Below are 25,178 nucleotides of genomic sequence, written 5' to 3'. Positions count from 1 at the left end.
TTTTAACTCTTTTGTTTATTACTGATTTTTTAGTATCAGTTTGATAGATAACTTGGGGTTGCCTTGGAGTGGCAAGCCGAAGGTATCTGGTTTTTGTAAGGCGATGCGCTGTGATCCGTTAGTTCCTCCCCTTTATAAGTGGAGGTTAGGAGGGGTGCTCTTGAAGTTCCGTCGACACATTAAGTAATGCACTTGGGGTATACTACAGCACACTTTACCCCCTCTAACTCCCCCTTATTAAGGGGGAGAACTACTGACGGCTGGCTCCTACCGTCGCTTCGCCGATTACTCAGCGACTACTTTTAGAGGTACTGGGATGTACTCTTCTACTTTCTCGCCTTTCAGTACTTTGTCAGCCGTTTCCACACCTAGTGCACCGATCATGTCTGGTTGCTGTGCGATGGTTGCTGCTAGTTTGCCGCGTTTCACCGCTGCCATACCATCTTCAGTGCCATCGAAACCAACGATCATCACGTCTTTCCCCGCTGCTTGAACTGCGCGAAGTGCACCGAGTGCCATTTCGTCGTTCTGTGCGAATACCGCTTGTACATCTGGGTTCGCTGCTAGAAGGTTTTCCATTACATTCAGTCCTTTAGTACGGTCGAAATCTGCTGGTTGGCTAGCAAGAAGTTCCATTTGAGAACCTTTTACTGAGTTCATGAAGCCTTCACCGCGCTCACGTGCTGCTGACGTACCTGCGATACCTTCTAGTTGGATAACTTTCGCTTTCTCACCTACTTTCTCCATGATGTAGTGACCAGCCATTTCGCCACCGACTACGTTGTCAGATGCAATGTGGCTCACTACGTCACCACGGCTAGCGCCACGGTCAAGCGTAAGTACTGGGATGTTCGAGCGGTTTGCCATGCGGATAGCGTTAGATACTGCGTCTGAATCTGTAGGGTTGATAAGAATTGCCTTAACGCCACGTACAGTTAAATCTTCGATGTTTGATAGCTCTTTGCTTGGGTCATTTTGCGAGTCCAAAACGATTAGGTTGTAACCTAAATCCTTGGCTTTCGCTTCCGCGCCCTCTTTCATCGTTACGAAGAACGGGTTGTTAAGCGTAGAGACAACAATCGCCATCGTGTCTTGTGCTGATGCAGCTGTAGACATAGAAGCAGATAGCACGGCAGCAGAGATTAAAGTGGCTAGTTTTTTCATCGTTTTAGTCCTTTGTGTAGGGGGCGGCTCAACTCATTGTCGAGCCTGTTATTGTAAATAATCTAGTGTTAATCGAAGTTACTTGTTTTTGTTGTCTACCAGTACCGCCAGCAAGATAACCACTGCTTTTGCGATCATTTGGTAGTAAGAGGAAACATCTAATAGGTTAAGTGCGTTGTTCAAGAAGCCGATGATCAGAGCACCAATAAGCGTACCCATAATTCGACCTTTTCCACCCATCAAGCTGGTACCGCCAAGAACAACCGCTGCGATAGCATCAAGCTCGTATCCCATACCCGCTGTAGGCTGAGCGGATGACAGACGAGAGGTAACGATAATGCCAGCCAGTGCAGCAAGCAGACCACAGATGGCGTAAACACCAATCTTCACTTTATCGACATTGATACCTGACAAGCGAGTCGCTGATTCGTTACCACCTAGCGCGTAAACGTAGCGGCCAAAGCGAGTGTGGTTAAGTAGATACCAAACGGATGCGAACACAACGACCATAATCCAAACTGGAACGGGGATGCCCAGAGCGTAACCCGTGCCAAACCATGCGAATGCGTCAGCAGTATCAGTAAAGCCCGTAGAAATTGGACGACCGTCGGTGTACACCATGGTCACGCCGCGCAGAAGTGTCATAGTCACCAAGGTAGCGATAAACGCCTGAACCTTACCCTTGGCAATGATAATACCGCTGATAGCACCAAGAGCTGCACCAGCAAGAAGTGCGGTTGGAACCGCAATCAGTACCGGAACTTCCATCGCTATCAAACTGGCCGCAAACGCGCCACAAAGTGCGAGTACCGAGCCAACACTCAAGTCGATGCCTGCAGTTAAAATGACCAATGTCATACCGACTGCGATAATTGCGTTCACAGAGGTTTGACGCAGAATATTCAGAATATTATCGACGGTGAAAAAGTTCGGGTTTAAAAAAGACACCACGACAATTAGGAAGATCAGCGCAATCAGTGATTTTTGCTCAATCAACCATTCTTTATTGAAAAGAGGCTTTTTGTTTTCCATTTCAACGCTCATCTCTTTGTTGATGGTTTTGTTGTTCATGCTGCTTCCTCACTTACATTTTTACCGACAGCGCATGCTAGTAGTTTCTCTTGGTCTGCATCTTGAGCCATAAACTCACCGCTTATATGCCCTTCATGCATCACCAAAATTCGATCGCTCATGCCAAGTACTTCTGGCATTTCAGATGACACCAAAATAATGCTCATGCCATCTGCTTTAAATTTGTTGATAAGTTGGTAGATCTCTTTCTTGGCGCCTACATCGACACCGCGTGTTGGCTCATCCAAAATCAGAACTTTAGGTTTGGTCATCAGCCCTTTTGCAATCGCCACTTTTTGTTGGTTACCACCGGAAAGATTGCCAATAATTTGATCGCGTGTTGGAGTTTTGATATTAAAAAGCTTAATGAAGTCTTCAACAGCAATGACTTCTTCGCTGTGTTGAATTTGCATGCCTTTCGACAACTGCTCCAACGCACAAATCGACATATTCTCTTTTACTGATAAGCCCAGAACTAAGCCATCACCTTTACGATCCTCAGAAATGTAAGCAATACCATTGGCAAGACCTTCTTGAGGGCTGTCTGGATTGATCGTTTTTCCGTTGAGAATCACCTCACCAGATTGGCGTTTTAGCGCGCCATAAATGATTTTCATCAGCTCTGTACGGCCTGCGCCCATCAAACCTGAAATGCCAAGAATTTCACCTTGATCCAGAGTGAAGCTCACGTCATTGACACCAGAACCTGAAAGGTTTTTCACTTCAAGACTGGTTTTACCGTGAACGGCATCAATTCGCGGATACTGCTCATCAAGCTTGCGTCCTACCATCATTTCGATCAACGTATCTTCGTCTGTTTCAGCCACTGTGCGCTGACCAATAAACTTGCCGTCACGTAATACCGTAATATCGTCGCAAATCTCGAAGATTTCTTTGAGGCGGTGCGAGATATAAACAATGCCGCAGCCTTGTTCGCGCAGTTCGTTGATCACGCTAAATAATGATTCCGTCTCCGTATCAGTGAGCGCATCAGTCGGCTCATCCATAATGATGACCTTAGACTCAAATGACAGCGCTTTCGCAATTTCAACCATTTGCTGCTCACCAAGACTAAGCTCACCAAGCGGCGTTTTCGCGCGGTGTTTCACATTAAGCCTCGCCAGTAGGCGATCCGCTTCGGCATACATCTGCGACCATAAGATGCGACCAAACGCGTTGGTTTTTCTCGGCCGAGGAAGATGTTTTCAGCAATAGTGAGCTCAGGAATAAGATTAAGCTCTTGGTGAATAATACTGATGCCCGCTTGCTGTGAATCACGCGGACCTTTAAACGAGACGTCTTGGTCTAGATAGCGAAGTTCGCCAGAGTCTTTCGAGTAGATACCCGTCAGCACTTTCATAAGCGTCGATTTACCGGCGCCGTTTTCACCAAGCAATGCCATCACTTTTCCGGGGTACACATTTAAGCTGGCTTTATCCAAAGCTTTCACTCCCGGGAAAGCTTTTTCAATCTCGCTGAGTTGTAAAATGGGTTGCAGCATGAGGATGTCCTGTATATTTCGCTGAACTGAACTCGTAATAAGTGGCGCTCTAAAAGACGACGCCAGCTTGGAAAATCACATTGGCATACGGTGTACACTCACCCGTTCTCACGACAGCTCTTGAATCCAAAGTTTTTGTCTTGAAGTCTTCGTGAGAAATATAGGAGATCGAAATTGCTTTACCGCTTGTTTCTCGCTCCTGCTCAATCACGGATAAAAAAGCATCATGCAACTCAGGGCTCACCTGCTTAAACTCTTCTGCCAAAATGACGCCTTCAATCTGAGCTTCAGAAAGGTACACTTTTACCGTATCCAAGAACGCTGGAACGCCATGGGTCAGAGCTAAGTCAATACGCTGAACTTCATCTGCAATCGGAAGGCCAGCGTCACAAATCGTTACCTCATCGGTATGGCCCAATGTCGACACCAAATAAGAAAGTTCTGAATTTATTAGGGCACTTTTTTTCATTTTTATACCTGCTTCATGCGGCTTTATTAAATCTGTAGGGCTTGAATAACCGTCAAACAACGGTTGCAAAAGTAGAGGTCATCACTACCTATTCACTGTTGATAAAACAATCATCGAAACGTTTCGATGGCAATCCTAGCGTAGCGTGTACAAAGATCGAGAGAGGTAGCATTTAACTGTGACTTAGATCGCCCCATCGAAACGTTTCGATGCATTTTTCGTGAATAGATTCAAATTCCTACTCAACGAGATTTTTGACTGGATAGAAGGGGTATGAAAGCGGCTTCACAGCCTACAAATAGGGCTTAACTGATTGCTAAAAAGGATGAGAATGCAAGGTAATGAATAGCATACCCAAGTAATCTCAAGACACAGATATCTAGAGATTAACTTGGACAAGATTACGCGAATTACATATTGGCAGAAATGTAGGGACCAGAGGCATAATGACAGCCAATAGCTTTTAGAGACTCTAGTTGCCCTGATGTTTCAACACCTTCGGCAATGGTCTCAATGTTTAGTACTTTGGCGAGACTTACAATCGCTTTCGCCACCTGCTCCACCGAGCGATCTTGTGCAATTTCTGCCACCAACTGCGCGCCAACTTTAAGTTTTTGCAATGGTAGCTCGCGAAGCTCGGATATAGAAATGTGCCCCATACCAAAGTCTGCCACGGTAATTTGACAACCAAGCGCCACTAATTGGTATAACTCATCCACACAACGTTTCTTAGACAACATGTCCTCGAACACTTCAAGCACCAAACAATGAGGTGGCAGATGATACTTGTTGAGAATCTCTGTCACTTCCTTAGTAAACAATCCATGACCAAAGTTCTTAGAGGAAACTTTTACCGCCACCGTTTTTAATTCACCGACCGAAGCGTACTTGCAGGCTTGCTCAATAGTGAATAAATTCAGTTTGCGGATCAGCTGAGACTCTTCAGCGATAGGAATGAACTCGAATCTATCAACATCACCGAACATCGAGTCACTCCATTCTAGTCGGCTTTTAAACGCAACAATACGATGCGTTTCAATCTCAACTACGGGTAAGAAGCTGACCTCTAGCCTGTGTGATTCGATAGCTTGCGAGAGACGTTGAGCCATCGCCGTTTTACGCCCCCACTGCTCACCCATTGCTTCGTCATAACTCATCCAGGTAGTTTGACACTGCTTGGCACGGTACATCGCAAGATCCGCTTGCTTTAGTAGCAAACTCGTTGGAACGTTGCGACTTACATTTGTAGTCACACCAACAGACGCAGAGCCTCGCTCAGATTTGTTACCAACTTCTATGAAGGCGATCGCGTCGACCAAATGCTGAGCGTAATGTTCCGCTCGACTTTGTGAGCAATTGGGTAGCAATGCGACAAACTCATCACCACCAAGCCTTGCGACTAGGCCGTTGTCCCCTACCGCCGCTCTAAAGCGCTTCGCTACATCTTGAAGGAACAGATCGCCGAAATCGTGTCCTTTACTGTCGTTAATAGACTTAAACTCATTGAGATCGATTAACAACAACGAATACGGGTGCTCCGCTTGTTGCTCTTCGACTAGAAAGCGTTGCAGATGCTCAAAGAAAGAGGTGCGGTTTGGAAGACGAGTAAGCGGATCAAAATAAGCGAGATCGCTCAGCTTATCGTTGAGGTGTTTTTCAGACGTCACATCACGTTTGACCGCAATGTAATAGGACTTGCCCAAATAGATGAAAGGACTGATATGAGCATGCTCGATAAACAGCGAGCCGTTTTTCGTTTTGTTAACCAGTTCGCCTACCCAATCTTTACCTTGAAGCAGCTTCGACCACATATCCTCATAGGTTGCTAATGTGGTTTTTCCTGACTTTAGCAGTTTCGGATTTTTGCCCAAGACTTCTTCGCGGGCATAGCCTGTTAGCTTGACGAACTGATCGTTGACGAAACAAATTTGAGCTTGTTCGTCGGTAATAATGACAGCAACAGACGCGCTTTCTAACGCAGACTCCATCAAACCTAACGACAATTCAAAATCCATATAATGCAACGCCATGTTTACAACTAGTGTTTTACCGAGTATTACAAAGCGAACATGATAGGGTTTAATGGAACCAACATCAAATAAAACGTCAAAAAGTCGATGATTTGGCAGCAGTTTTTTGACGCACCATAAACTATTGGTGCTAATTTGGATAACCAAAGAGAAAGTCACCTAACATGTACCCACATTAGGTGATCAAAAGACAAGTTGGCAAGCGCCAAAAAAGTAATTAGGAGGCAACTCTAATCGTTATTGATTTGTTTGATAACTCGACACGGGTTGCCTACAGCGAGAGTGTTAGCCGGAATGTCTTTGGTGACCACACTGCCTGCACCAATGACCGCATTGTCGCCAATCGTAACACCAGGACAAACGATCGCCCCTCCGCCAATCCAAACGTTATTGCCGATTTTAATTGGTAAGCCAAATTCAACTTCCTCTTCAACGCGGCCTTTTACATCTAACGGATGACCTGCCGTATATATTTGAACATTTGGTGCAAACAATACGTTGTCTCCAATTTCGACCACATTGACATCTAGAATCACGCAATTGAAGTTAGCGTAGAAGTTCTTGCCAGCATGGATGTTTTCACCATAGTCGCAGCGAAATGGCGGCTCAAGATATAGGTTGCCTTTACGGTTTGGGATCAACGCTTCTTGCGCTTCCTTCCACTCAGGCGTATTCGGAATACTATCGTTGAGTTTCTTTAGTGTATGACGGCACTTAACTCGCGCAGATAATAGCTCTTCATCCCAAGCTAGATAAGGCTCACCTGCCAGCATTTTTTCTCGTTCTGTTCTTGTCGACATCTTTTCTTCCAACAATGTTACGGACTGTTTGTATTCAAAAACGTAATATTGAGGACAATGTCAGAATCCTGTCATAGCGGCATTATATTTTCTTCGAATCGTAGCCGCCATCACACTTGGTGGAATTAAAATGATAGGTAGATTTAGTCGGTTAACAGTAGTTTTATCAGCGCTTTTGCTGCGGCTTCAGAACTGGCTGGGTTTTGACCAGTCACGAGCAGGTCGTCAACGACAACGTACTCTTGCCAGTTTGGTGCTTTTGAGAAGCTCGCACCACGCTTTACAAGTTCATCTTGCAGCGAAAAAGGCACAATATCTGTTAATCCAACGGCTTGCTCCTCGCTGTTACTAAAGCCGGTGACCTGTTTACCTTCAACCATTGGGGATTCGTCTTCATTGGCGGCATTAATGAGTACACCAGCCGCATGGCAGACAACCCCTATCGGTTTGTGAGCACTATAAAAGTCATCAATCAGTGTGACAGAGTCTGGATCACAGGTGAGATCCCAAAGCGGGCCGTGACCGCCCGGATAAAACACCGCATCATAATCGGCCTCTCGGACTTCAACCAAGCGTAAGGTGTTAGTCAGATGGGTTTTCGCGACCTCATCAGCTTCGAAACGTTGAGTGGCGGGAGTTTGCTGCTCGTCTAGTTGGCTAATTGGGTCAATTGGAGGGTGGCCACCAGCGGGTGAACATAAGGTGATATGCAAGCCGGCATCTTTGAACACATAGTAAGGCGCGGCAAACTCCTCAAGCCAAAAGCCAGTTTTATGTTCAGTCTCTCCCATCCGACTATGTGATGTTAGAACCATCAGAATTTTTTTTTGGCTCACTCTCTGCTCTCCATTAGGCGCTCTTTATAAACCTAGTGAAATGCTGAGATTTTTCAAATACAAAGGGATGAGCAATCTTCATCCCTTTTTCTTCCATTGGACACTTTCCAAAAGTGCGGCCTAAAATTTAGTTTTGTAGAGCTGGACGAGAAGACACATCATCAAACCAACGCTTGATGTTCTGGCTGGTCTCAAATACATCAACCTTGAGCGCATTGACCGCTACAAAAACAAAAATATAGGCACTGATGTCTGCGATGGTGTAATTGTCTGTCGCTACGTACTTAGACTGACCCAACTGCTTGTCGAGTTTAGGCAAGAACAACTCGACTCGATGCTTCGCTTCTTCTCCCCATGCTTCAACGCAATTCTCTCGGTCGGCGTAGATACCCGATAGATTTCTAAAGGCTTGGAATGCGTTTTGGATACCATCAATTTCAACAATGCGATTCCACATTTCAACCTTGGCTCGCTCTAACGTGCTAGCGCCAAATAAGTTGAGATCGTTCGGCGTAATTTCATCAAAATAGCGACTGATCGCTACTGTTTCGCTGAGGTAAGTGCCATCATCCAACTCAAGCAATGGTACTTTACCGTTTACGCTTTTGTCCTGATAGCTTTGGGCTAGGTTTCCCCCTTCCCTAACATTCACTTCCACTCTTTCAATATCGGTAACACCAATTTCTTTCAGAAATAGATTTAGGCGCTTCGAGCTGACTGTAACCGAGTGATCATACAATTTCATGTGTTCATTCCTTTTGGCACGTATGTTTTTAGAGAATTACCATCTTTATGAGAGTTTTTTTGATCAGCTTTGATTTCTAACCGATCGTTTAGATATACTCTATGCAATAACTAAACGATCGGTCAAGAATTAATTAGTGGATAATGGCAAGTACTTGTACAATGACCAGAAGGTGCAGTTTGATGCGGTTTTTATCTTAGAGGGACGTATGGCAAGAAAAGCCAATTTTTGTAAGCAAGAAAAGCTAGAACAAGCAATGATGCTGTTTTGGAGTAAGGGCTATGCCAATACGTCTATTAGCGATTTGACTGACACTCTTGCTATCAACCGCTTTAGTCTTTACAACAGCTTTGGTGACAAAGAGGCGCTTTATTACCAAGCGCTTGATAACTACTTAACCTCGGTGTCTTTTCCCAAGCTTGAACCGCTTCGAAGCTCAAACTCTGGAATTGACACCCTCTGTCAGTTTCTCAGCGCATTTGCCGACAAACAAAAGCAAGACAGCTGTGGCTGTTTTATTCAGAATGCTGTCGTTGAACATGCTGGTGAAAATGATGAGGTATTGAAGCGAAGCAACATGCTGTTCGATACCTTAGAGCAAGCTATCGTTTCTTCGCTATCCCACGCTCAGCAGCGCCTTGAAATCAGCGATGAGCAAGATGTGACAGCAATAGGACAATTTGTTATCTGTCAAATGCAAGGGATGCGCGTACTTGGAAAGGCTAAACGCCATAAAGAGATTGATGTAGCCACCAGAGTTCTTTGTGATTATCTGCGAAGGCTAAACGCAAAAACAGCCTCTTGAAGAGAGAATCCAAGAAGCTGTCTTAGTCTTACTGCGGTGATAAATATAACCAGATTGATTATTTGTAACCGCCTTCAATCATCGGCTCTGTTAAACGCAGACGAACTTTATTGCGCTGTATTGCCTCTGGCGGCAAGCTGATAAAGCCAAATTGGTTTAATGTTGGCTTTGGCTCATCAGACAGCGTCAGACTGATAAAGTATTCTTCCTGCTGATTAAAATGTTCTCGGTTCGGTGGCAAGTCAAGGTACATGTAGTAAACACTCGCCAGTGGATAGCGTCCCGACAAAATGGTTTCTTTATTCACATCGTACGACTCACCAAAGTTATTGATGACATTTAGCAAGTTTTGATCGTTAAGATCGTCGGTGTAAACCGAGTAACCAATCGCATCTGACTGCGCCGAGATTTCACTTAGCAATGCAGGCTTGTCGATAACAAAATTAGTCGTCGAAAACTCAGCATTGTCGCACGCAACCCACTTGGCAAACGTACCATGCCCCTTTAGTTGATTGTCGATAGCTAATGGAACCATGGCGCCAAGCTCTGTACCTTGACTATCACGCCAGCGAGTGACGTTAAGCTGCTGGTTGCAACCAAAAACGTCCTTGAGCTCAGCAAGGGTTACGGCTTTGGCCGGATTGTCTTGATTGGCAATAATGGCGATAACGTCAGCGGTAAAAAAAAGCTCGGTAGGTTTGTAACCTCTCAAATGGGTAAACTTTGCCACTTCATCATCTTGCCATTTACGTGAACTGATACCGAGTAGCAGATTATCTTTGGTTAAACTTGTCGCGATATCTTCACTGGCCTGGACATCAATATCAAGTTTCCTAGCTTGTATCAAGGCTTCCATAAGCGGTACGAGATTGGGTTCAACGGCCACTTTAGAATGCTGCGCATCTAATGTCTCTGCTGATAGCAATGGCGAGGCCATCATCCCACAAGAGAGTGCTGTTGCGCTGAGCGCTTTAAAAGTCTTAGTCACGAGGCGCCTCCACACTACTTGAACTGGTCAAACTTTTCTCTGAAGTAAAAATATCCCACTGCTGAGTGGCTGACATTTCAGGATGATAGAACACTGCAATGGTTCGGCGTTTACGTTGCTTGAGCTTTTCGGTGTAAAACGTCACCTCGGTAAACTCCTGCTCTGAGACTCGTGTGCTATCAATGCCTTTCTGCTCCAGCGCTTCTTTAATCGCTGCCGTTCTGCGCTTAGCTAAGGCGCGGTTATAATCGTTAGTGCCTTCGGAACTGGTATCTCCAATTAACACCACACTAGCTTGTGGAGTTTGTTTGAGCATATTTGAGAGTTCAGATACCTTTGGCTCTTGATCGGGACGTATCAGCGATTTGTCGTAATCAAAGTTGACCGTAACCACAACAGGCTTCTCTGAAAACTGCCATTCTGCACAGCCTTCATTATCGACAACAACACCAGTTGGAGTATCCAAGCAGCGATCACGCTGATTGATGATGCCATCACTGTCTTGATCGCGTAAATCATCAATCTGATGACGAGTGGTTTGTGTGTTTGGCGTTTCAGCACAACCGATGAGCAGGGATAAGGGCAAACACAGCGTTAGCACGAAAGACAAAGTCTTCACTGTTAGCTTCATTATGACTCCCCCTCTTTCTGCCACTCTTCTGGATGCTCGACGCGCAACGCGTACGTCAACACTCCCATCGCATTAAGCAATCGATAAGCTGCAAAGGTCCTATCGTATTTACTTCTCACGTAGTTTTGTCTCGCAAGAAACACTTCCACCTTGGCATCAAGTACATCAAGTAAGCTGCGACGCCCGACATTGAACTGCTGTATATAGCCGAGCTCGGCTATTTTTGCCGCGTCCACATTTTGCTCCAAAAGTCTTATTTGCTGCTCTAGCATCGAATAGGCATTCCAAGCGAGTTCTGTGCCTTCGCGCACTTCACGCTCAGTTCTTACACGTATGGCTCGCGCCTCTTCCAATCGCCATGCGGAAGATTCAACTCTAGCATCGGTCGAAAAGCCGTTGAATAGGTCATAATCTAAGGTCAGCATGGCGCGCATGTCTTCATCCGGCCCGATGACATTACCCACGTTGCGATTTTTGTTGGCATGCAACTCAATTTTAACCTCTGGGAAATAGTCCCCTTTTTCGCGTCGTATTTCTTGCCTCGCGGCGTCCATGTCTATCATGGCCGCTTTAATCTCCGGGTGGTTGTCGACCGCTTGTTGAATAGCAACATCTAAAGTGCTGGGAAGTAGTGCGCTATCAAATTTGGGAAGGACTAGGTCACTGCCGGGCTTGCCAACTTGGCGTAGAAATTGGGTTTTGAGGTCAAACAGGTTATTTTGTGCCGCAATTTGTGACGATTGCGCTGTTGCCACTCGAGCGGAAATCTGGGCTAAGTCCGAATTACTCGCTAGTCCTTGGCCTTTTTTGTCGAGTACATCTTTATAGATTTCTTGATGCTCAAGCACGTTGCGGTTAGCTAATTGCAACAGAGTTTCAGCCTCTAAAAGCTCAAGATACGTTCTGGTGACATCCAGGGAGACGTTTTCAGCGCGGGATATCAACGTCAAGCGCTCTGCTTCAGCTTCATAGCCCAAACGCTTAACATTGGCGCTAGTACCAAACCCATCAAACAAAAGCTGAGAAACACGCACACCCATCTCTGTTCGATTAAGTCGTCTATCGTCTGGGTCTATGAAGTTACCGTTGTTATATCGGGTTTCCTCTACACCCGCTGCGGCATACAAATTCACTTGTGGTAATCGGTCACCACCAGCAGCATCACCATCTCTGATAACGGATTGATATCGAGAATATTGCGCTAAAACTTCTGGACTGTAATCAATCGCAAACGCTACAGACTGTTCCAGAGAAATAGCGCTCGCAGCCGGAGTCAACGCTAGAGGGGTGATAGCAAGGCAACTCGATAGCACGAGTTTTGTCACACGCATACGCTTTCCTTATGGTTATTATCTTTCTCTCAATGAATTCTCTTTTGCTCTTAAGATTGGCTTAAGCCAATATTGCAACACCGTTTTTTCGCCAGTAAGAATGTCCACTGCGGCTTGCATACCCGGTATTACAGAAAAGTTCGCCTCTTGATCTTGTTGATTATTCAATTCTATGTGCGCTCGGTAGTAGGCCGTCCCGTCTTCAGTTTGCAATGCATCAGCACTCACATAGGTCACTTTGCCTTTTTGTCCGCCGTAGATAACAAAATCATAGGCCGAAAACTTCACCATTGCCTCTAAACCTACTGAAATAAAAGCAATATCTTGGGGCGCGATCTTAGCTTCAATGATGAGTGCCGAGTTTTCTGGCACCAATTCCATAATGGGTTCACCTGGACGAACGACGCCACCTATGGTGCGAACAAACACTTCTTTCACAGTACCATCTACTGGAGCAACGACATCGGTACGCCTCAATTGATCAGCGATTGCCTGGCGGCTCTCATTCAGTTGGGCAAGTGTGGCGGATATTTCATTTAATTGGCCTTGCGCTTTAGTTCGAAAGTCCAGAGCAATCCCACGGTGATCCGCAATCGCCTCAGAATAGGCCGCTCGTTGCTTTTGCTCGGTGACACGAGCACTCGATAAATCGCCCTCAAGACGAATGACATCTCGATTTAGTTTCAATAACTCAACTTCCGCTACTGCACCGCTTTCCACTACTACGCGCAGCAAATCGCGCTCTTTTTCCACAATAGCGAGACTGCTTTGTAAGGTTCGAATAGAGGTTTGAGTATCACTGACGGCTTGGGCTTGTTGCTCGATTCGTAGTTTTGATTCTTCAAGTTCGGATGATAACTGACTCAATCTCTCCAGATAGTTAGCTTGAGCATTAAACAAAGCTGGGCTGGGGTTATCTGCACCGATGATTGAACGAGGCTCAATTTGAACTTGTGTTTGCCAGTTGTTGCTACTGGTTACTTTGACGCTCGCCAGCTCCGCTTCCAATCTCAACCGCTGAGCAGTCAGGCTATCAAATTGCTTGCCTGTCTCTTGATAGGAAGCGCGAAAACGAGTGTCATCCAATACTGCTAAGCTTTGCCCAGCCTTAACACTGTCCCCTTGACGCACCAGTATGTTTTTTACAATCCCACCTTCCAAACTTTGTATCGATTGTACCGACTGGCTTGGCACCACAGTGCCCTCTCCCACGACGACTTCTTCAAGCGTCGCCCAAGATGCCCAAAGCAAAGCACTGACAAATAAACTGGCGATAATCCAAATAAGCCTGCGTGAACGGTACGCTAACTGGGTGTTGCTCCACTCGATATGACTAGTGCTCATCGTTACCTCCTTTGACGATAGCGATGTTCTTCACTTTGTGTTTTTGCTTACTTGGTGTTTCCAGAATAGACTTTGGTGGACCGTCCATGACGAGTTTGCCTTTCTCAAGCACTAAAACTCTGTCGCACAACGACAAGAGCGACTGACGATGTGAACTCATTACTATGGTCATGCTACGTGGCATACGTGCTAATGCTTGGTAGAAGCGTCGTTCAGCTTGATTATCTAGTGCGCTGGTCGGCTCATCAAGAACAAGAAACTTAGGTTGACGGTAGAGCGCTCTTGCTAGTGCCACCGCCTGACGTTGCCCCCCCGATAAATGTCGGCCGCCCTCACCAACTTGAGTTTCTAAGCCGTTTTCAAGGCGTGATAAATAGTCATTTAGTCCCGAGTATTGAATAGCGTAACCGAGCCGCTGCTCATCAATACTAGACTCACCAAACACAATATTTTCCAATACCGATCCAAACATCAGTACACTACTTTGCGCCACCCAACCGGATGCTTTGCGCACCACACTATGTGGCCATAATTTGGCATCAAGTCCTTCGAAGTAGATTTGTCCGCTGCTAGGCTCGACCTGCTTGAGAAGCAGTGACAATAACGTTGATTTACCAGCACCCGCAGATCCAATCACACCAATGCGCTCTCCCGCTTGAATGTTGACATTAATGTCACTCACTGCCGCTGAGGTTGCTTCCGGGTATAGATAGCCCACATTGCTGAGTTTGACGTTGCCTTGAAATTCCCCTCGGTCGATCACTTGTTGATCACTGGCCTCTTGCGGTAATTCCATGATTTGATTTAAACCGACCAACGCAGTTTTGGACTGCTGATAGCGCAGCACTAACATCGATAACTGATTAATTGCGTTTCCCGCTCGACCACTCAACATCACAATAGCAATCAAGCCACCCATGGTGAGTACTCCGGCTCCTATCTGATAGACGCCAAATACGATAAGTGACACCGTCACTACTTGCTGGCTAGATTGAATACAATGAGTGACTATATTGGTGTATGTACGCGAGCGCGTTTGCCATGTCGATAAGGAAGAAATAACGCTTTCCCAGCGCTTTTGCAGCAAGCTTTGAGCATTGTTTTGTTTAATTTCAGGTAGGGCGTTTAGGGTTTCAATCAACTGTGCTTGACGTTGAGTAGACAATCGCGATGTCTCTTCTAGCGTGCTCTCAACATTACGTTTCATTAGCACACTGACACCGACGAGCAATCCCATAACCACAACAGGGATCCACATCATGGCGCCGCCAAGCCAGCCAATTAAAACTAGGAATAAAAAGGTAAACGGCAAATCCACCAAGGTCACCAGCGTCACGGAAGTAAAGAACTCTTTTACTGCATCAAAGTCTTGTAACTGACGCGCAAACGCCCCTGTTGATTGAGGACGATTTTCTAACTTCATACCGATGGTTTTTGAGAACAGTGTCGCTGAGAGTTTATTGTCGATATAGCGCCCAGCCATATCTGTCACAGAGCTTCGAGCTTCTTTTAATATCCAATCAAACACAACAACGATCATTACTCCTGCAGCCAGCACCCACAGGGTACTCATTGCTTGATTAGGCACCACGCGATCGTACACATTCATGGTAAATAACGGGACAATGAGAGCCAGCAAGTTAATGACAAACGATGCCAACATTAAGTCACGATACCAAGGGCGAACTTCCTTTATCGTTTTCCACAGCCAACTGGTGGGTGTAGAAGGTTTAAGCTCCTCAACTCGGCTATCGATAGTGGAATCTCCACTTACTTGCCACAGTATCCCTTTACTCAATTGGCGAAGTGCATCTAGGGTTATTTCCTTCTGTTTAAACTCCTCAGCGACTTCAAGTAAAGTGACGCGCTGCCCCGTTACTTTGGTGATGATCAAAGGCTGTTCGTTTTTACTGTCTATCATCACAAATGGCGTGCTTGCTTTCGCTACTTCACGCGCATTGAGCTCAAGCGCCAGAAGTGGCGTGCTTTCCAACGCTCTTAAAAAGAGGGGCTCTGATAGCTGCCCATCATCTAACGGTAGTCCACTGACTATTTTAACCGGGTGACAACGCACCTCATGGTACTGGCACAACCATTTAATCGCTTCTAGCCAATTGTCCCTTTTTGACACTTCCACTGCACATCCTTACTGCTTACTAGTTTGACGACAAAATAAGATTTTGGTCATCCAGCATTTTTTGAATAATATCGCTCTCAGAAACACCCGCCGCATCCCCGCCATACAAATCGTTCAATATGGTGTTTTCGAGCACTATATGATGCCTAATCAGACCTTCATTTGGTCTTAAATCGATACGTAGGTCGGTGCCAACCTCAACTAAGTCGAGTTGCTTTTCTGCATCTGAAGCATTAGTAGCAGACAGGATTCGGCTGAGGTCGATACTGTCGCTATTCGCACTGGCATTGAAATCTGTGATGATATCCGTGTGCGCCAACAGACCAATATCTTCATTAGTAAATGCAAATGTATCGGCGCTTAGCCCGCCAGTGATGGTGTCATCACCGCTTCCACTTGAAATATAGTCTCGCTGGTAGTTTCCGATCAGCGTTTGATCGCCTTTGATAAACCATTCAACATCTATCGTCTCTACCGCCCCATCCGCGGTATTGCCTTTGAGCTCTGCTGAAGGCTTTAGAATTAAGGTAAAGTTGAGATCATTTTGAAGATTGTCATCGGCTTTAATCGCCAAGTCTGCAATCTCGCCTTGTAAGACCTCCCAATCATCGCCTACTCGCTGCCCAGCAGTAAGCTCTACCTCATCTGGAAGCCCTTCTATGGTTAGCATTCCCTGTTCATCGGCAGCAGGATTCACTAGGTTAAAACTCAACCCTAAAGGTGCATCGCTACTCGCTTCGGCGAGAATGTTGTCATGAGTTAAATCTAAAATTGGGGCATCCGGTTCCGGAGTGATTTTTAATCGGATAGTTTCTTGTTTTATCGGGCCAAAGTCGCCTTTATTGGAACCGAGTACAGTGGCCGTGTCTCTTGCGTCTGCACGAATAGTGAGGTCAATATCGCCAAAGGCATCGCCAGCGAATAGCTCAATGCTATTAATTGAACTTGCCGCTACGATAATAGTAGCGGTTGCACTGTCACCAACTTGGATAAATCGTGCAGTTTTTCCATCGATTCGAATACTCGCGATATCATCAATTGAGCTGGAATCATTCACAGCTTTTGCTGTTACCAATAGCGCGATAGATTCATCACTATTGGTCTCTTGGGAAACGATATCAATAGGGATATCGATGACGGCATCTTCGTCGCCGTTTACCTTTTCTGGGGCGTTAAAGAACTCAATCTCATCGGCAATAGGATTAACGCCTAGGGTAAATGCTGACTCTGTAATCCTAGTATCTCCGGTTGCAAGCTCCTGAGTAATGGCCTTGAGTGTCAACGGAATGTCCCCACTAAAATCAAGTGGCGGTAATATAAACGTATTATCGAGTTGGCTTGCCTCTAACTGCCACTCATACGTTGGCTTGCCATTGAAACTGCCTCCGTCCACTCCGTTGTTTGGCACTAACTCAAAGCTTGACCCCACTTGAACCACAACCACTGCACCTTCGGGAACCCCAGATAGACTGAGTGACATATTTTCGGAGCCATCTTGGTCAATCAGCTCTGCATCAAGACTTGCCAGCGAAATATAAGTATCTTCGTCACCAGTGAAGTCCGCAGACACCAAACTGGCAGGATCCACAATCGGATTGATTTCGATGACCTTTGTCACGACTTTAGTTTGGGTATCGGTTTCTGCTAAACAATCGGTTTTGTCGGTAATGTTTACTTCGGCAGTTAACGTTATTTCGCCACTAAAGTGGGTAGGAGGTGTGAGTACTACATCCGGTAAACGTGTCACATCTGTCACAGTCCAAGAGCCATCTCCGTTGTCGGTTAACCAGCTTGGGTCGCCAGAGAGCGTTGCTCCGTCAGATACTCGAATGGTAAACGAGTTAGCGGTTTCTTTACCTGTTGACGATTCTCCTTCACCGATGACCGTTTGACTGCCATCAAGCTTAATTGAATCGCCAAGCACCAACTGTAAATCAAGATCGGAAGCCACGTCCTCATCAATGCGGCTAAATGCCGTTGACAGAATAATGTCATCGACGATAGGACGAATTGCAATGCTAACTGTCTGCGTAGTCGTTAAGCTAGAGCCGTTACAAGTTGAGGTTTCAGTCGTTTCAATATCAAAAGTAATACAACCTGCAAAATCTTCATCAAGACCCGTAATTTTAAGGTTGCTCAGGCCTGTCTGGCTGATTGAATAGCCGATGATATCGCCATCGTTATCAAATACAGCAATCACACCATCACCTTCTAGTTCAACATCATCAGGTAGCGAGTCTGACGGAATAAAGAACGAAATCTCATTGTCCGGATCGCTCGCAATGTCTGGATCAAGGTATTGCCCTAGATCTAAGACTTCCGTTCCTTCATCGAATGTGATGTCATCTTCAGACTCGATCTCCCCAGGAGGACCAACGGGATCACAAGGCGTACCGCCACCACTGTGTCCGGTAATCTGAATTTGAAATTCCCCGTCAATATAACGCGAGTCTTCGCCATCAATGACTCTCGCTCGCACAACGATATCTAGAACCGGTGTATCTTGATTACTGGATATGGTCACATTGTCGAGAATAAACGCAGCCACATCTTGTACTGTGTCACTGGTTAAGCCTGCTGCAGGTATAATCCAATTACCATCTGGCGTTTGCTGTGCCTCATTTGTGCCGCTATTAACAACAATATCGTAGCCTTGGGGCACCTGAAGTAAGATGTAGTCAAGGTATTCGGATCCATCGATATCTTCTTCAATAAACCTAACAGCAGCGGATACATCAACCGGACGGCCATCGTCACTAATAAAGACCTCCGATGACGTTTCGAGACGAGTGTCCCCCTCAACCTTCGCATCCACTACCACGGTAAGTGACCCTGAAATCATTTTAGTCGTAATTTCACCAAGTTCAGAGGTATCAGTTACTTCATACCGCACTGGAATAACAAAGGTTCCACTCAAGTCCTGGGTGGCTTGCACACTTAAGCGCCCACTGTTAAGTAATGAATCTAAAGTTGGTGTCGTACTATCTATTAACCCTTCAAGATCTAGGCCTGTAGCTGGGACAGAGATGGGAGATCCATCAAACAGTAAAGTGAGGTCACTTGGCAGCGGGTCTATGAAGTAGCCTGTCAGCGTTTCACTACCATCACTATCGCCGCTGATCCTAGGCTCTAAATCCAGAGCGATTTGCCTATCTTCAAGACCTGTTGTCACCACAGTGACGCCATCGCTTTGGTCAACCTCTGGCAATAAATCAATTTGTACCTTGTAGTCGAATGTGCCGCTATCACCATCGGGCTCAGTGGAAACCACATTGGCATCAAAAGTAATGCGACCACTGAAGTCTAATTTTGGTTTTACAAACAGTTTGGCTAAATCAGCATTACTCACCTGATACACAGGGCCAGTTACTGGGTCTAGATCAGCGATTGTCAGTGCTACAACTTGCCCACTGCTGTCAACAATGGCAATGTCATCCGGTATATTGGTAATGAGGATATTTAAAGACTCTGATATATCATCATCAGAGGTCACAAACAGAAAGTCGAGTGGTACCAAGCCATCTTCGTAGAACGACGCCGCTGTTTCTATGGTTCTATTGGCTGCATCATACTGCCAATGGCCATTACCGCCATCCTGAGCGATGGGCTCATCCACGACACCTTTTAAGGTAATGTTGATGGTTTTCTCTACGCTGCTGGCTTCTTGATTCACTGGTGTTAAACCATCAATCGTAGATTCAACAGAAACCGCAGACACTTTAATAAACAAACTCTCAGTCACGGAACTAATGTCTGCTTTTGGTGTTAACAGCGCTGAGCCATTGGCTATCGCGTCAGATTCAACCCGATAAGAGTTGGTTCCTGTTTGCACAAAACCCGTTCCTGTAAATGACCAGCCATCTTGCACTTCAATGTCGTAAAACAACGATTCCGAGCCATCGGTATCCGTTAAGCTGCCAAAAATCGCATCACTCAAATCGATGTTGACGTCTTCAAGCCCTCGAATGTCACGAACCGACAATTCTGGCGTATCGGCATCAGGGGATACTTTAATCACTACCGGAGTGTCAATGTCGGCCGTTTTATCTGAGCTTTGCGCAAAGTCACTGCCCTTTTCCGTCGCGGTGGCTTTGAGGTCAAAACTAAACTCACCAGCGAGGTTTTTCTTCACTGTAACCGTCATTTGGTCGAGTTGCTTTTGTGTATAAGATTTGCCTTCGACTATGTTATTTCCATCCAGCTTTATCGTGATGCCGCTCGGTATATTGGTGATTTGGTAGCTCAGGGATTCAGAGCTGTCGGTATCGACCAATAACGCATCAATATCTAATGGGAAAGTACGACCTATATCTTCGGTCAAAACGTATTCAAGCTGAGAACTGCCCCACTCTGGCGTGTCGGCAACGGGTAGTACCGACACTTGTAAAGTTTGATTGCTGACAATCTCATCCGCAATTCCATTTCTGGCAATGGTCGCCCCAACACTCAGCGCCACCACATTTGAGGTAAGCGTGGTATTCGACTCATTAAGTTTTGGCAAATAGGTGATTGGTAGAGCGGACACGAAATAATTTTGTCCCGGTTGCTGCATAATTTGCGCGTCCGTCAAGGTAACGCTCCCACCAGCATCAGGAATGAGCTCAACACCACCATAATAAAGGGTTCCACCTTGTAAATTGGAAATGGTGATTTCGGTGACATTTTCCCCTTGATCAATATCACCAACAAACACTTTGATATCGACGCCAGCCAGCTCATCCTCGCGAACTTCAGTGTTCTCGACACGGATAAAGCCGCCAATGTCGTCCAATATTAAGTTGGCAAAGTTAGACACCGTATCGCCATCGCCGTCCGTTACAGTAAAACGAATCCTATCTTCCAAAGCAGGATCAGCGTCGACATTGGTGATTGTGGTGATGGTGTAACTGCCATCCGACTTTAACTCCAATGTGCCGTATATTGAGTTGGCGTCGTTCTCGTTAGTCAAGTTAATGAAGATAAGGTCAGTGGTACTAAAATCGTAATCAACACCTTCGTAACGAACCTCAGTAATTGAACCCCCATCAACACCAATGCGAGTTGCACTGAGTAGGTTGCCGCTAAAGCTGTCACCCTCAGTAATTTCTAGCGTTTGTTCAGTACCTGACGTTGGAATATCATCTGTAACTTCAACCGTTAACATTGTAGGGCTTGAGGTATCGCCATCTTTGTCGGTCGCAACTACAGGAAACTGTAAATTGAGTAGGTTCGCGCCATCACCTGCCGGATGGTCTAAAGGTTTAAACAGCAAAAACTCCGCAGAGCCATCGACATTTAACCGCAATCGAAAGACTTCTTGGTTGGTATTTTGTGTGGAACCAATAAACCAGCCATCGATATCTCGCTCGGCCAAAGCAATCGTTTCGCCCCCGCTTTGATAGCTGCCAAAATCACTAACATTGATGTCAAAAGAAACAATCGAATCTGAACCACGAACAAAGGTCAACGTATCCGATTGAATCACCTCAACTTCACCTGTAGCTTCGAGGTTGGCTTCTGCTACCGACAGAGCAATGGTTTCAATCGATGGATCAAGCCCGTCTAATATGGTTAAGGTAGAATCTTGCTGGGTCTGAGAGCCATCAAAATCCGTTACCACAATAGGCAGAGTGATGGAAAGCTCATCGATATCGCCCACACTGCCATGATCGATTTCTCTAAAAAGCCGTACCCCAATGTCTACAGACTGATTCGTAGAAGCAGGAATATCGATTTCAGCAGGTAGTGCGACTCTAAATACCACCATGCCATTCTCATCGACGGCGTCATAGCTGTTGTCACCATTATTACGCCATAAGATATCCAATCCATTACTCGTAATGGCGTTGCCTGAGCTATCAAGAACTAGACTTGCAGCAGTGATAGCGAGATCGATATCCACTATGTCATCTTGCGCTGCGGTAATCGAAATGCTAGCAGTATCAGAGTTGCTTTCTGTTATTGTCGTTTTCTGCGGGAGTTCGGTAACCGTCAACGTAGAACCTGTAAGCGTTGCATTGCCAGAATCAGACACACTCACGTTGAGCGTCAATTTCGCTTCATCGCCGTCTGAATCTCTCGCGGTCACAATAAAGGGGATCTCCAGTGGGTCGCTGGTATTATCGATATTTTGTAGCAGTACAAAGGTATAAGGAACGTCTCCTCCTACAGCAGCACTTGCTTGTGAAAAGCCGATTTCAAAAACAGGAATTTTGTCGTCATTTTCATCTAAGATATTGCCCGTTAGAATCGCCCCTGTTGCATCAATGGTATAAGTGATGAGTTGGCCATCACTCCAAACCTGTGGCTGATCCTGGATATCAAAAAACAGTGACGGATTGAGAGACATATTAGTATCGAGGTCATCTGCGCCGAGCTCCACGCGAAATAGCCCCATATCGACAACCGGATTAAAAGCGAGCTCGGCTTCCGACACCGATACGTTCGATATACTGGTTAGAATAGGATCAGAGCCATCAGCGATAATTAATGTGAACTCACCTTGTTCTAGCTCAGTGCCATCGGTGTCTCTACCGCCAATAAGCAGCGGCAGTTTTAGCAAATCGTTCTTGTTGGGCTGATTGAGTGGCCGCTCTTGTGTAATGGTCAGGTTAGCGGTCACAGAAGTCGCATCCGACGGTGTTACTTGCCCCGATAAACTTAGAGTAAACACGGTGTTGCCACTGATGGATGCAGTAACGGTGTTGCCAGCATCGTTTAGTTGGTATGTGAGAGGAATTGGGCTGGCACCGCTGGTTAACCCTAAACTGTCGAGCACGTTAAGTGTAGAAGTCGAGAAATAGAGACTATTGGGATCGGGATTGTCAGAGCCTGGCGATACTAAAAAGGTGGTTTCAAAAGTTTGTGGACTTTGATTGCTGTCGGGCTCGGTATATTGGTAACTGCTAGATTCAATGCTCCCCGCCTCGCCATCATCGATAAATATCGTCGCGGTTCCTTGCCCAAAATCATTCTCTTGATCACCTGCTACATAATCAAAGCTCACTCTCTGCCTTCCAGCAGAGTTATCTAAATTTCGATTGGCCGAAAAATTGTAGTGACCATTCGCAAATACGCTTAGCTCACCTTCAGGTAGAGAAATCAAGGTAGGCGTGCTGCCCGACACTGGGTATTCCGAGCCATCGATAATCACCCTAGAAACAATCAATGCTCCATCAAGATCAATATCATTGTTCAGCACATTACCAGACTTAACTTCGCCTTCGATCATGAAGGCAAAATCGTCAAAAATAAGGGGCTCTATATCGGCTATGTTGATGGGTAGATGCCCGATGACGACTTCTGTTGTGCCATCGGCATCCGTTTGGGTACCTTGGATCAAAAGAGCTGTCTGTATCGAATTTAAATCTGGAGATTGGTCGATAACTTGCTTGAACGCGACATCGACTTGATCGCCGCTCAAACTAGCTTCAAAGACCACTTCACCATCGCTTCGAGTCCCAATAACTCGATAATCAGATACCGAAACCGTGATTGAAAGGCCGTTAGATGTCAGTTCATCGACCAGCGATTGATCAGCAAAGAACACAAACTCAGCATCTTGAATTCTTACATCCGATTCTTTCTCTTGATTGCCAAAAATACCAATCACCGTATCACTGAACGTCAGCGACTCAGGTAACACTATCGTCGGCATATCATCTATGGCGGAGTTGCCTATCGCATTAGTAACTTTAGCGTCCAGAGTCCACTCAACAGAAAGATCCAAACTAGAAACGTCTATATCAACGACTAGCCAGTCGCCGTTGGCATCAACGGCGCTTTGAAATTCAAGTGTAGAAACCCCATCACTGACCACGACAGTAACAGGAAGTCCTTCTTCAACAAGATTGGTTGTGCCTTGTAAACTTGTTAGAGTACCGCCACGAAACGCAAGAATATTAAAACCCTGCAAAGTATCAATATCGATAAATGGCTTGACGGTATTGACCAAAGACGTATCCGTCGTCGTTGCAGGATTCCCAGCGATGTCTGCTGTCGTTGCGGTGACAGATAGCTCACCATCTTCAAACCTCGATAAGTCAACGTCTAGTATTGTCCAGCCGCCATTGACCACCGTTGTGGTTAGACTTATTGGGTCACCTTGGCTTCCAGATATGGTGATATTGACGCTTTGACCATCTTCAACATCGGTCACTGTTCCTGACAACGTGGTACCCGATATTTCAATTTCATTCACAATGCCGTCGATATCTTCAAACTGCACCGTAATATCAGCCTGCGTGTCTTTGACAATGGTATCCGTGGCGACCGCCGGGTTTCCAGCTATATCTATGGTGGAGGCTTCGACCGTAAGGACACCATCAGAGAGCCCAGAAACATCAAGATTAGAAATGCTCCAAAGACCAGATTCGGTGACGGACGCAGTTCCTGTTACCGTGCCGCCAAGTTCGTCAGTCACCACCCAATTGATAGTTTGTCCAGACTCCACAAATTCGGTTTTACCAGTAAATGCTGCATTGGGAGATTCTGCTGCGTTAACAAACTCATCTCCAAAGCCGTCCAGTTCAACGTTGATAATGGCTAACGTGTCTTTAATCGTCGTATCTTGAGCGGTAATACTGTTACCAAAATCATCAGAGATAATGGCATCGACCTTTAAAGGGCCTTCAACTAAAGAAGAAAGATCAACATCGGAAACTGAGTAGGCTTGATTGCTTGTGATGGATTGCAACTGAATGGTATTGCCATCTTGGTCAGTGACGGTGATAAGCACAATACGCCCATCACGTACGTCTGTTGCCGTACCTTGGATAACGACACTGGGAACTTCGAATTGGTTTTCATAGCCGTCGCCGCCATCAAGGATGTCTACCGTTAATTTGGCTTGATCAGATAGGATATCTAGTGAGGCTTGTTCTGAATTTCGCTCGTCGTCTGGCTCCGAACTAGGCCGCGTATCAAACCCGGCGCGCGCTATTGTCTCATCTAGCGTGGCTTTAATTGAAACCACAAAACCAGCACTATCGCTACTTCCTCCAGAGCTGAGGTCAACTTGTCCTTGTTGGCTGACTATATTGCTTGTAAGGTCGTTAAGCGTTTCGGACAGTGCTTTTTCAATCGCGGCAACTTGCTCTGAGGACAGCGTGCCTTCATCACCCAGTTCAACGATGGGTTGATTGACGACCTGAACACCCTCCAATAGAGTCTCATCGGGTGCAACGCGCTCCCACGTCCCATTGGGGAACACCTTCCAAACCACATCACCCATCTGAACATAAAGCACTGGCACCATCTTTGGTCTCCACTCGATACTAAGTCTTTCATATAAAGATAGTATTTAAAGAACGGAGCGTTGTGAAAAATGCCATTAAAATCGTAGAAAA

Annotated in this window: 14 protein-coding genes and 1 pseudogene; 1 reads left to right on the top strand and 14 read right to left on the bottom strand. The window is 45.8% G+C overall.

What is annotated here, in order from left to right; translation table 11 throughout:
* Positions 1-285: 285 nt before the first annotated feature.
* From rbsB to PG915_RS22105, 8 genes and pseudogenes are all read right to left on the bottom strand, one after another.
* Positions 286-1,164: a ribose ABC transporter substrate-binding protein RbsB gene (gene rbsB, locus PG915_RS22140; RefSeq protein ID WP_042497516.1), complete on the bottom strand. Its 879-nt coding sequence runs from the start codon at positions 1,162-1,164 to the stop codon at positions 286-288.
* Positions 1,165-1,242: 78 nt separating this feature from the next.
* Complete coding sequence (rbsC, locus tag PG915_RS22135) at positions 1,243-2,235, bottom strand: ribose ABC transporter permease (protein WP_042497513.1); 993 nt, start codon at positions 2,233-2,235, stop codon at positions 1,243-1,245.
* Positions 2,232-3,736 (bottom strand): annotated as a pseudogene (rbsA, locus tag PG915_RS22130) (ribose ABC transporter ATP-binding protein RbsA). The gene rbsC and the pseudogene rbsA overlap by 4 nt, the downstream one beginning before the upstream one ends.
* A gap of 49 nt (positions 3,737-3,785) precedes the next feature.
* Positions 3,786-4,205: a D-ribose pyranase gene (rbsD, locus tag PG915_RS22125; RefSeq protein ID WP_353499137.1), complete on the bottom strand. Its 420-nt coding sequence runs from the start codon at positions 4,203-4,205 to the stop codon at positions 3,786-3,788.
* A gap of 410 nt (positions 4,206-4,615) precedes the next feature.
* Positions 4,616-6,220, bottom strand: a complete 1,605-nt coding sequence (locus tag PG915_RS22120) for a sensor domain-containing protein (RefSeq protein WP_353499136.1) — start codon at positions 6,218-6,220, stop codon at positions 4,616-4,618.
* 245 nt (positions 6,221-6,465) lie between these two features.
* Positions 6,466-7,035 carry a sugar O-acetyltransferase gene (locus PG915_RS22115; protein WP_353499135.1) on the bottom strand — a complete coding sequence of 190 codons (570 nt, stop codon included), beginning with the start codon at positions 7,033-7,035 and terminating at the stop codon, positions 6,466-6,468.
* Positions 7,036-7,178: 143 nt separating this feature from the next.
* Positions 7,179-7,850 (bottom strand): type 1 glutamine amidotransferase domain-containing protein, encoded by a 672-nt coding sequence (locus PG915_RS22110; protein ID WP_353500191.1) that lies wholly within the window; start codon positions 7,848-7,850, stop codon positions 7,179-7,181.
* A gap of 148 nt (positions 7,851-7,998) precedes the next feature.
* A complete protein-coding gene (locus PG915_RS22105) occupies positions 7,999-8,616 on the bottom strand; it encodes a glutathione binding-like protein (RefSeq protein WP_353499134.1) in 618 nt (205 codons plus the stop codon).
* A gap of 208 nt (positions 8,617-8,824) precedes the next feature.
* Between PG915_RS22105 and PG915_RS22100 the strand changes: the two genes are divergently transcribed.
* The gene (locus PG915_RS22100; RefSeq protein ID WP_353500190.1) at positions 8,825-9,421 is read left to right on the top strand and encodes a TetR/AcrR family transcriptional regulator; all 597 of its coding nucleotides are present in this window, start codon (positions 8,825-8,827) and stop codon (positions 9,419-9,421) included.
* Positions 9,422-9,479: 58 nt separating this feature from the next.
* Here the strand turns inward: PG915_RS22100 and PG915_RS22095 are convergent, their stop codons facing one another.
* From PG915_RS22095 to PG915_RS22070, 6 genes are read right to left on the bottom strand one after another with little or no spacing between them, the layout of a single operon-like run.
* Positions 9,480-10,409 carry a PstS family phosphate ABC transporter substrate-binding protein gene (locus tag PG915_RS22095; protein WP_353499133.1) on the bottom strand — a complete coding sequence of 310 codons (930 nt, stop codon included), beginning with the start codon at positions 10,407-10,409 and terminating at the stop codon, positions 9,480-9,482.
* The gene (locus PG915_RS22090) at positions 10,402-11,040 is read right to left on the bottom strand and encodes an OmpA family protein (RefSeq protein ID WP_353499132.1); all 639 of its coding nucleotides are present in this window, start codon (positions 11,038-11,040) and stop codon (positions 10,402-10,404) included. Before PG915_RS22090 ends, PG915_RS22095 begins: the two co-directional genes overlap by 8 nt.
* Positions 11,040-12,371: a TolC family outer membrane protein gene (locus PG915_RS22085; RefSeq protein WP_353499131.1), complete on the bottom strand. Its 1,332-nt coding sequence runs from the start codon at positions 12,369-12,371 to the stop codon at positions 11,040-11,042. Before PG915_RS22085 ends, PG915_RS22090 begins: the two co-directional genes overlap by 1 nt.
* 18 nt (positions 12,372-12,389) lie before the next feature.
* Positions 12,390-13,715, bottom strand: coding sequence for an HlyD family type I secretion periplasmic adaptor subunit (locus PG915_RS22080; RefSeq protein ID WP_353499130.1), 1,326 nt, complete (start codon positions 13,713-13,715; stop codon positions 12,390-12,392).
* Positions 13,705-15,852: a type I secretion system permease/ATPase gene (locus PG915_RS22075; RefSeq protein ID WP_353499129.1), complete on the bottom strand. Its 2,148-nt coding sequence runs from the start codon at positions 15,850-15,852 to the stop codon at positions 13,705-13,707. The genes PG915_RS22080 and PG915_RS22075 overlap by 11 nt, the downstream gene beginning before the upstream one ends.
* A gap of 19 nt (positions 15,853-15,871) precedes the next feature.
* Complete coding sequence (locus tag PG915_RS22070; protein ID WP_353499128.1) at positions 15,872-25,087, bottom strand: type I secretion C-terminal target domain-containing protein; 9,216 nt, start codon at positions 25,085-25,087, stop codon at positions 15,872-15,874.
* Positions 25,088-25,178: the final 91 nt, after the last annotated feature.

The sequence above is a fragment of the Vibrio sp. CB1-14 genome (genome assembly GCF_040412085.2).
Classification (GTDB): Bacteria; Pseudomonadota; Gammaproteobacteria; order Enterobacterales; family Vibrionaceae; genus Vibrio; species Vibrio chaetopteri.
The sequence above is the reverse complement of the archived record's forward strand: the minus strand, read 5'-3'. Positions and strand labels throughout refer to the sequence as shown.

What these genes read in the sequence shown, in the direction of transcription:
- rbsB (WP_042497516.1), bottom strand. Translation starts at nt 1,164, where the DNA reads ATGAAAAAACTAGCCACTTTAATCTCTGCTGCCGTGCTATCTGCTTCT.
- rbsC (WP_042497513.1), bottom strand. Translation starts at nt 2,235, where the DNA reads ATGAACAACAAAACCATCAACAAAGAGATGAGCGTTGAAATGGAAAAC.
- rbsD (WP_353499137.1), bottom strand. Translation starts at nt 4,205, where the DNA reads ATGAAAAAAAGTGCCCTAATAAATTCAGAACTTTCTTATTTGGTGTCG.
- PG915_RS22120 (WP_353499136.1), bottom strand. Translation starts at nt 6,220, where the DNA reads ATGGATTTTGAATTGTCGTTAGGTTTGATGGAGTCTGCGTTAGAAAGC.
- PG915_RS22115 (WP_353499135.1), bottom strand. Translation starts at nt 7,035, where the DNA reads ATGTCGACAAGAACAGAACGAGAAAAAATGCTGGCAGGTGAGCCTTAT.
- PG915_RS22110 (WP_353500191.1), bottom strand. Translation starts at nt 7,850, where the DNA reads ATGGTTCTAACATCACATAGTCGGATGGGAGAGACTGAACATAAAACT.
- PG915_RS22105 (WP_353499134.1), bottom strand. Translation starts at nt 8,616, where the DNA reads ATGAAATTGTATGATCACTCGGTTACAGTCAGCTCGAAGCGCCTAAAT.
- PG915_RS22100 (WP_353500190.1), top strand. Translation starts at nt 8,825, where the DNA reads ATGGCAAGAAAAGCCAATTTTTGTAAGCAAGAAAAGCTAGAACAAGCA.
- PG915_RS22090 (WP_353499132.1), bottom strand. Translation starts at nt 11,040, where the DNA reads ATGAAGCTAACAGTGAAGACTTTGTCTTTCGTGCTAACGCTGTGTTTG.
- PG915_RS22085 (WP_353499131.1), bottom strand. Translation starts at nt 12,371, where the DNA reads ATGCGTGTGACAAAACTCGTGCTATCGAGTTGCCTTGCTATCACCCCT.
- PG915_RS22080 (WP_353499130.1), bottom strand. Translation starts at nt 13,715, where the DNA reads ATGAGCACTAGTCATATCGAGTGGAGCAACACCCAGTTAGCGTACCGT.
- PG915_RS22070 (WP_353499128.1), bottom strand. Translation starts at nt 25,087, where the DNA reads ATGGTGCCAGTGCTTTATGTTCAGATGGGTGATGTGGTTTGGAAGGTG.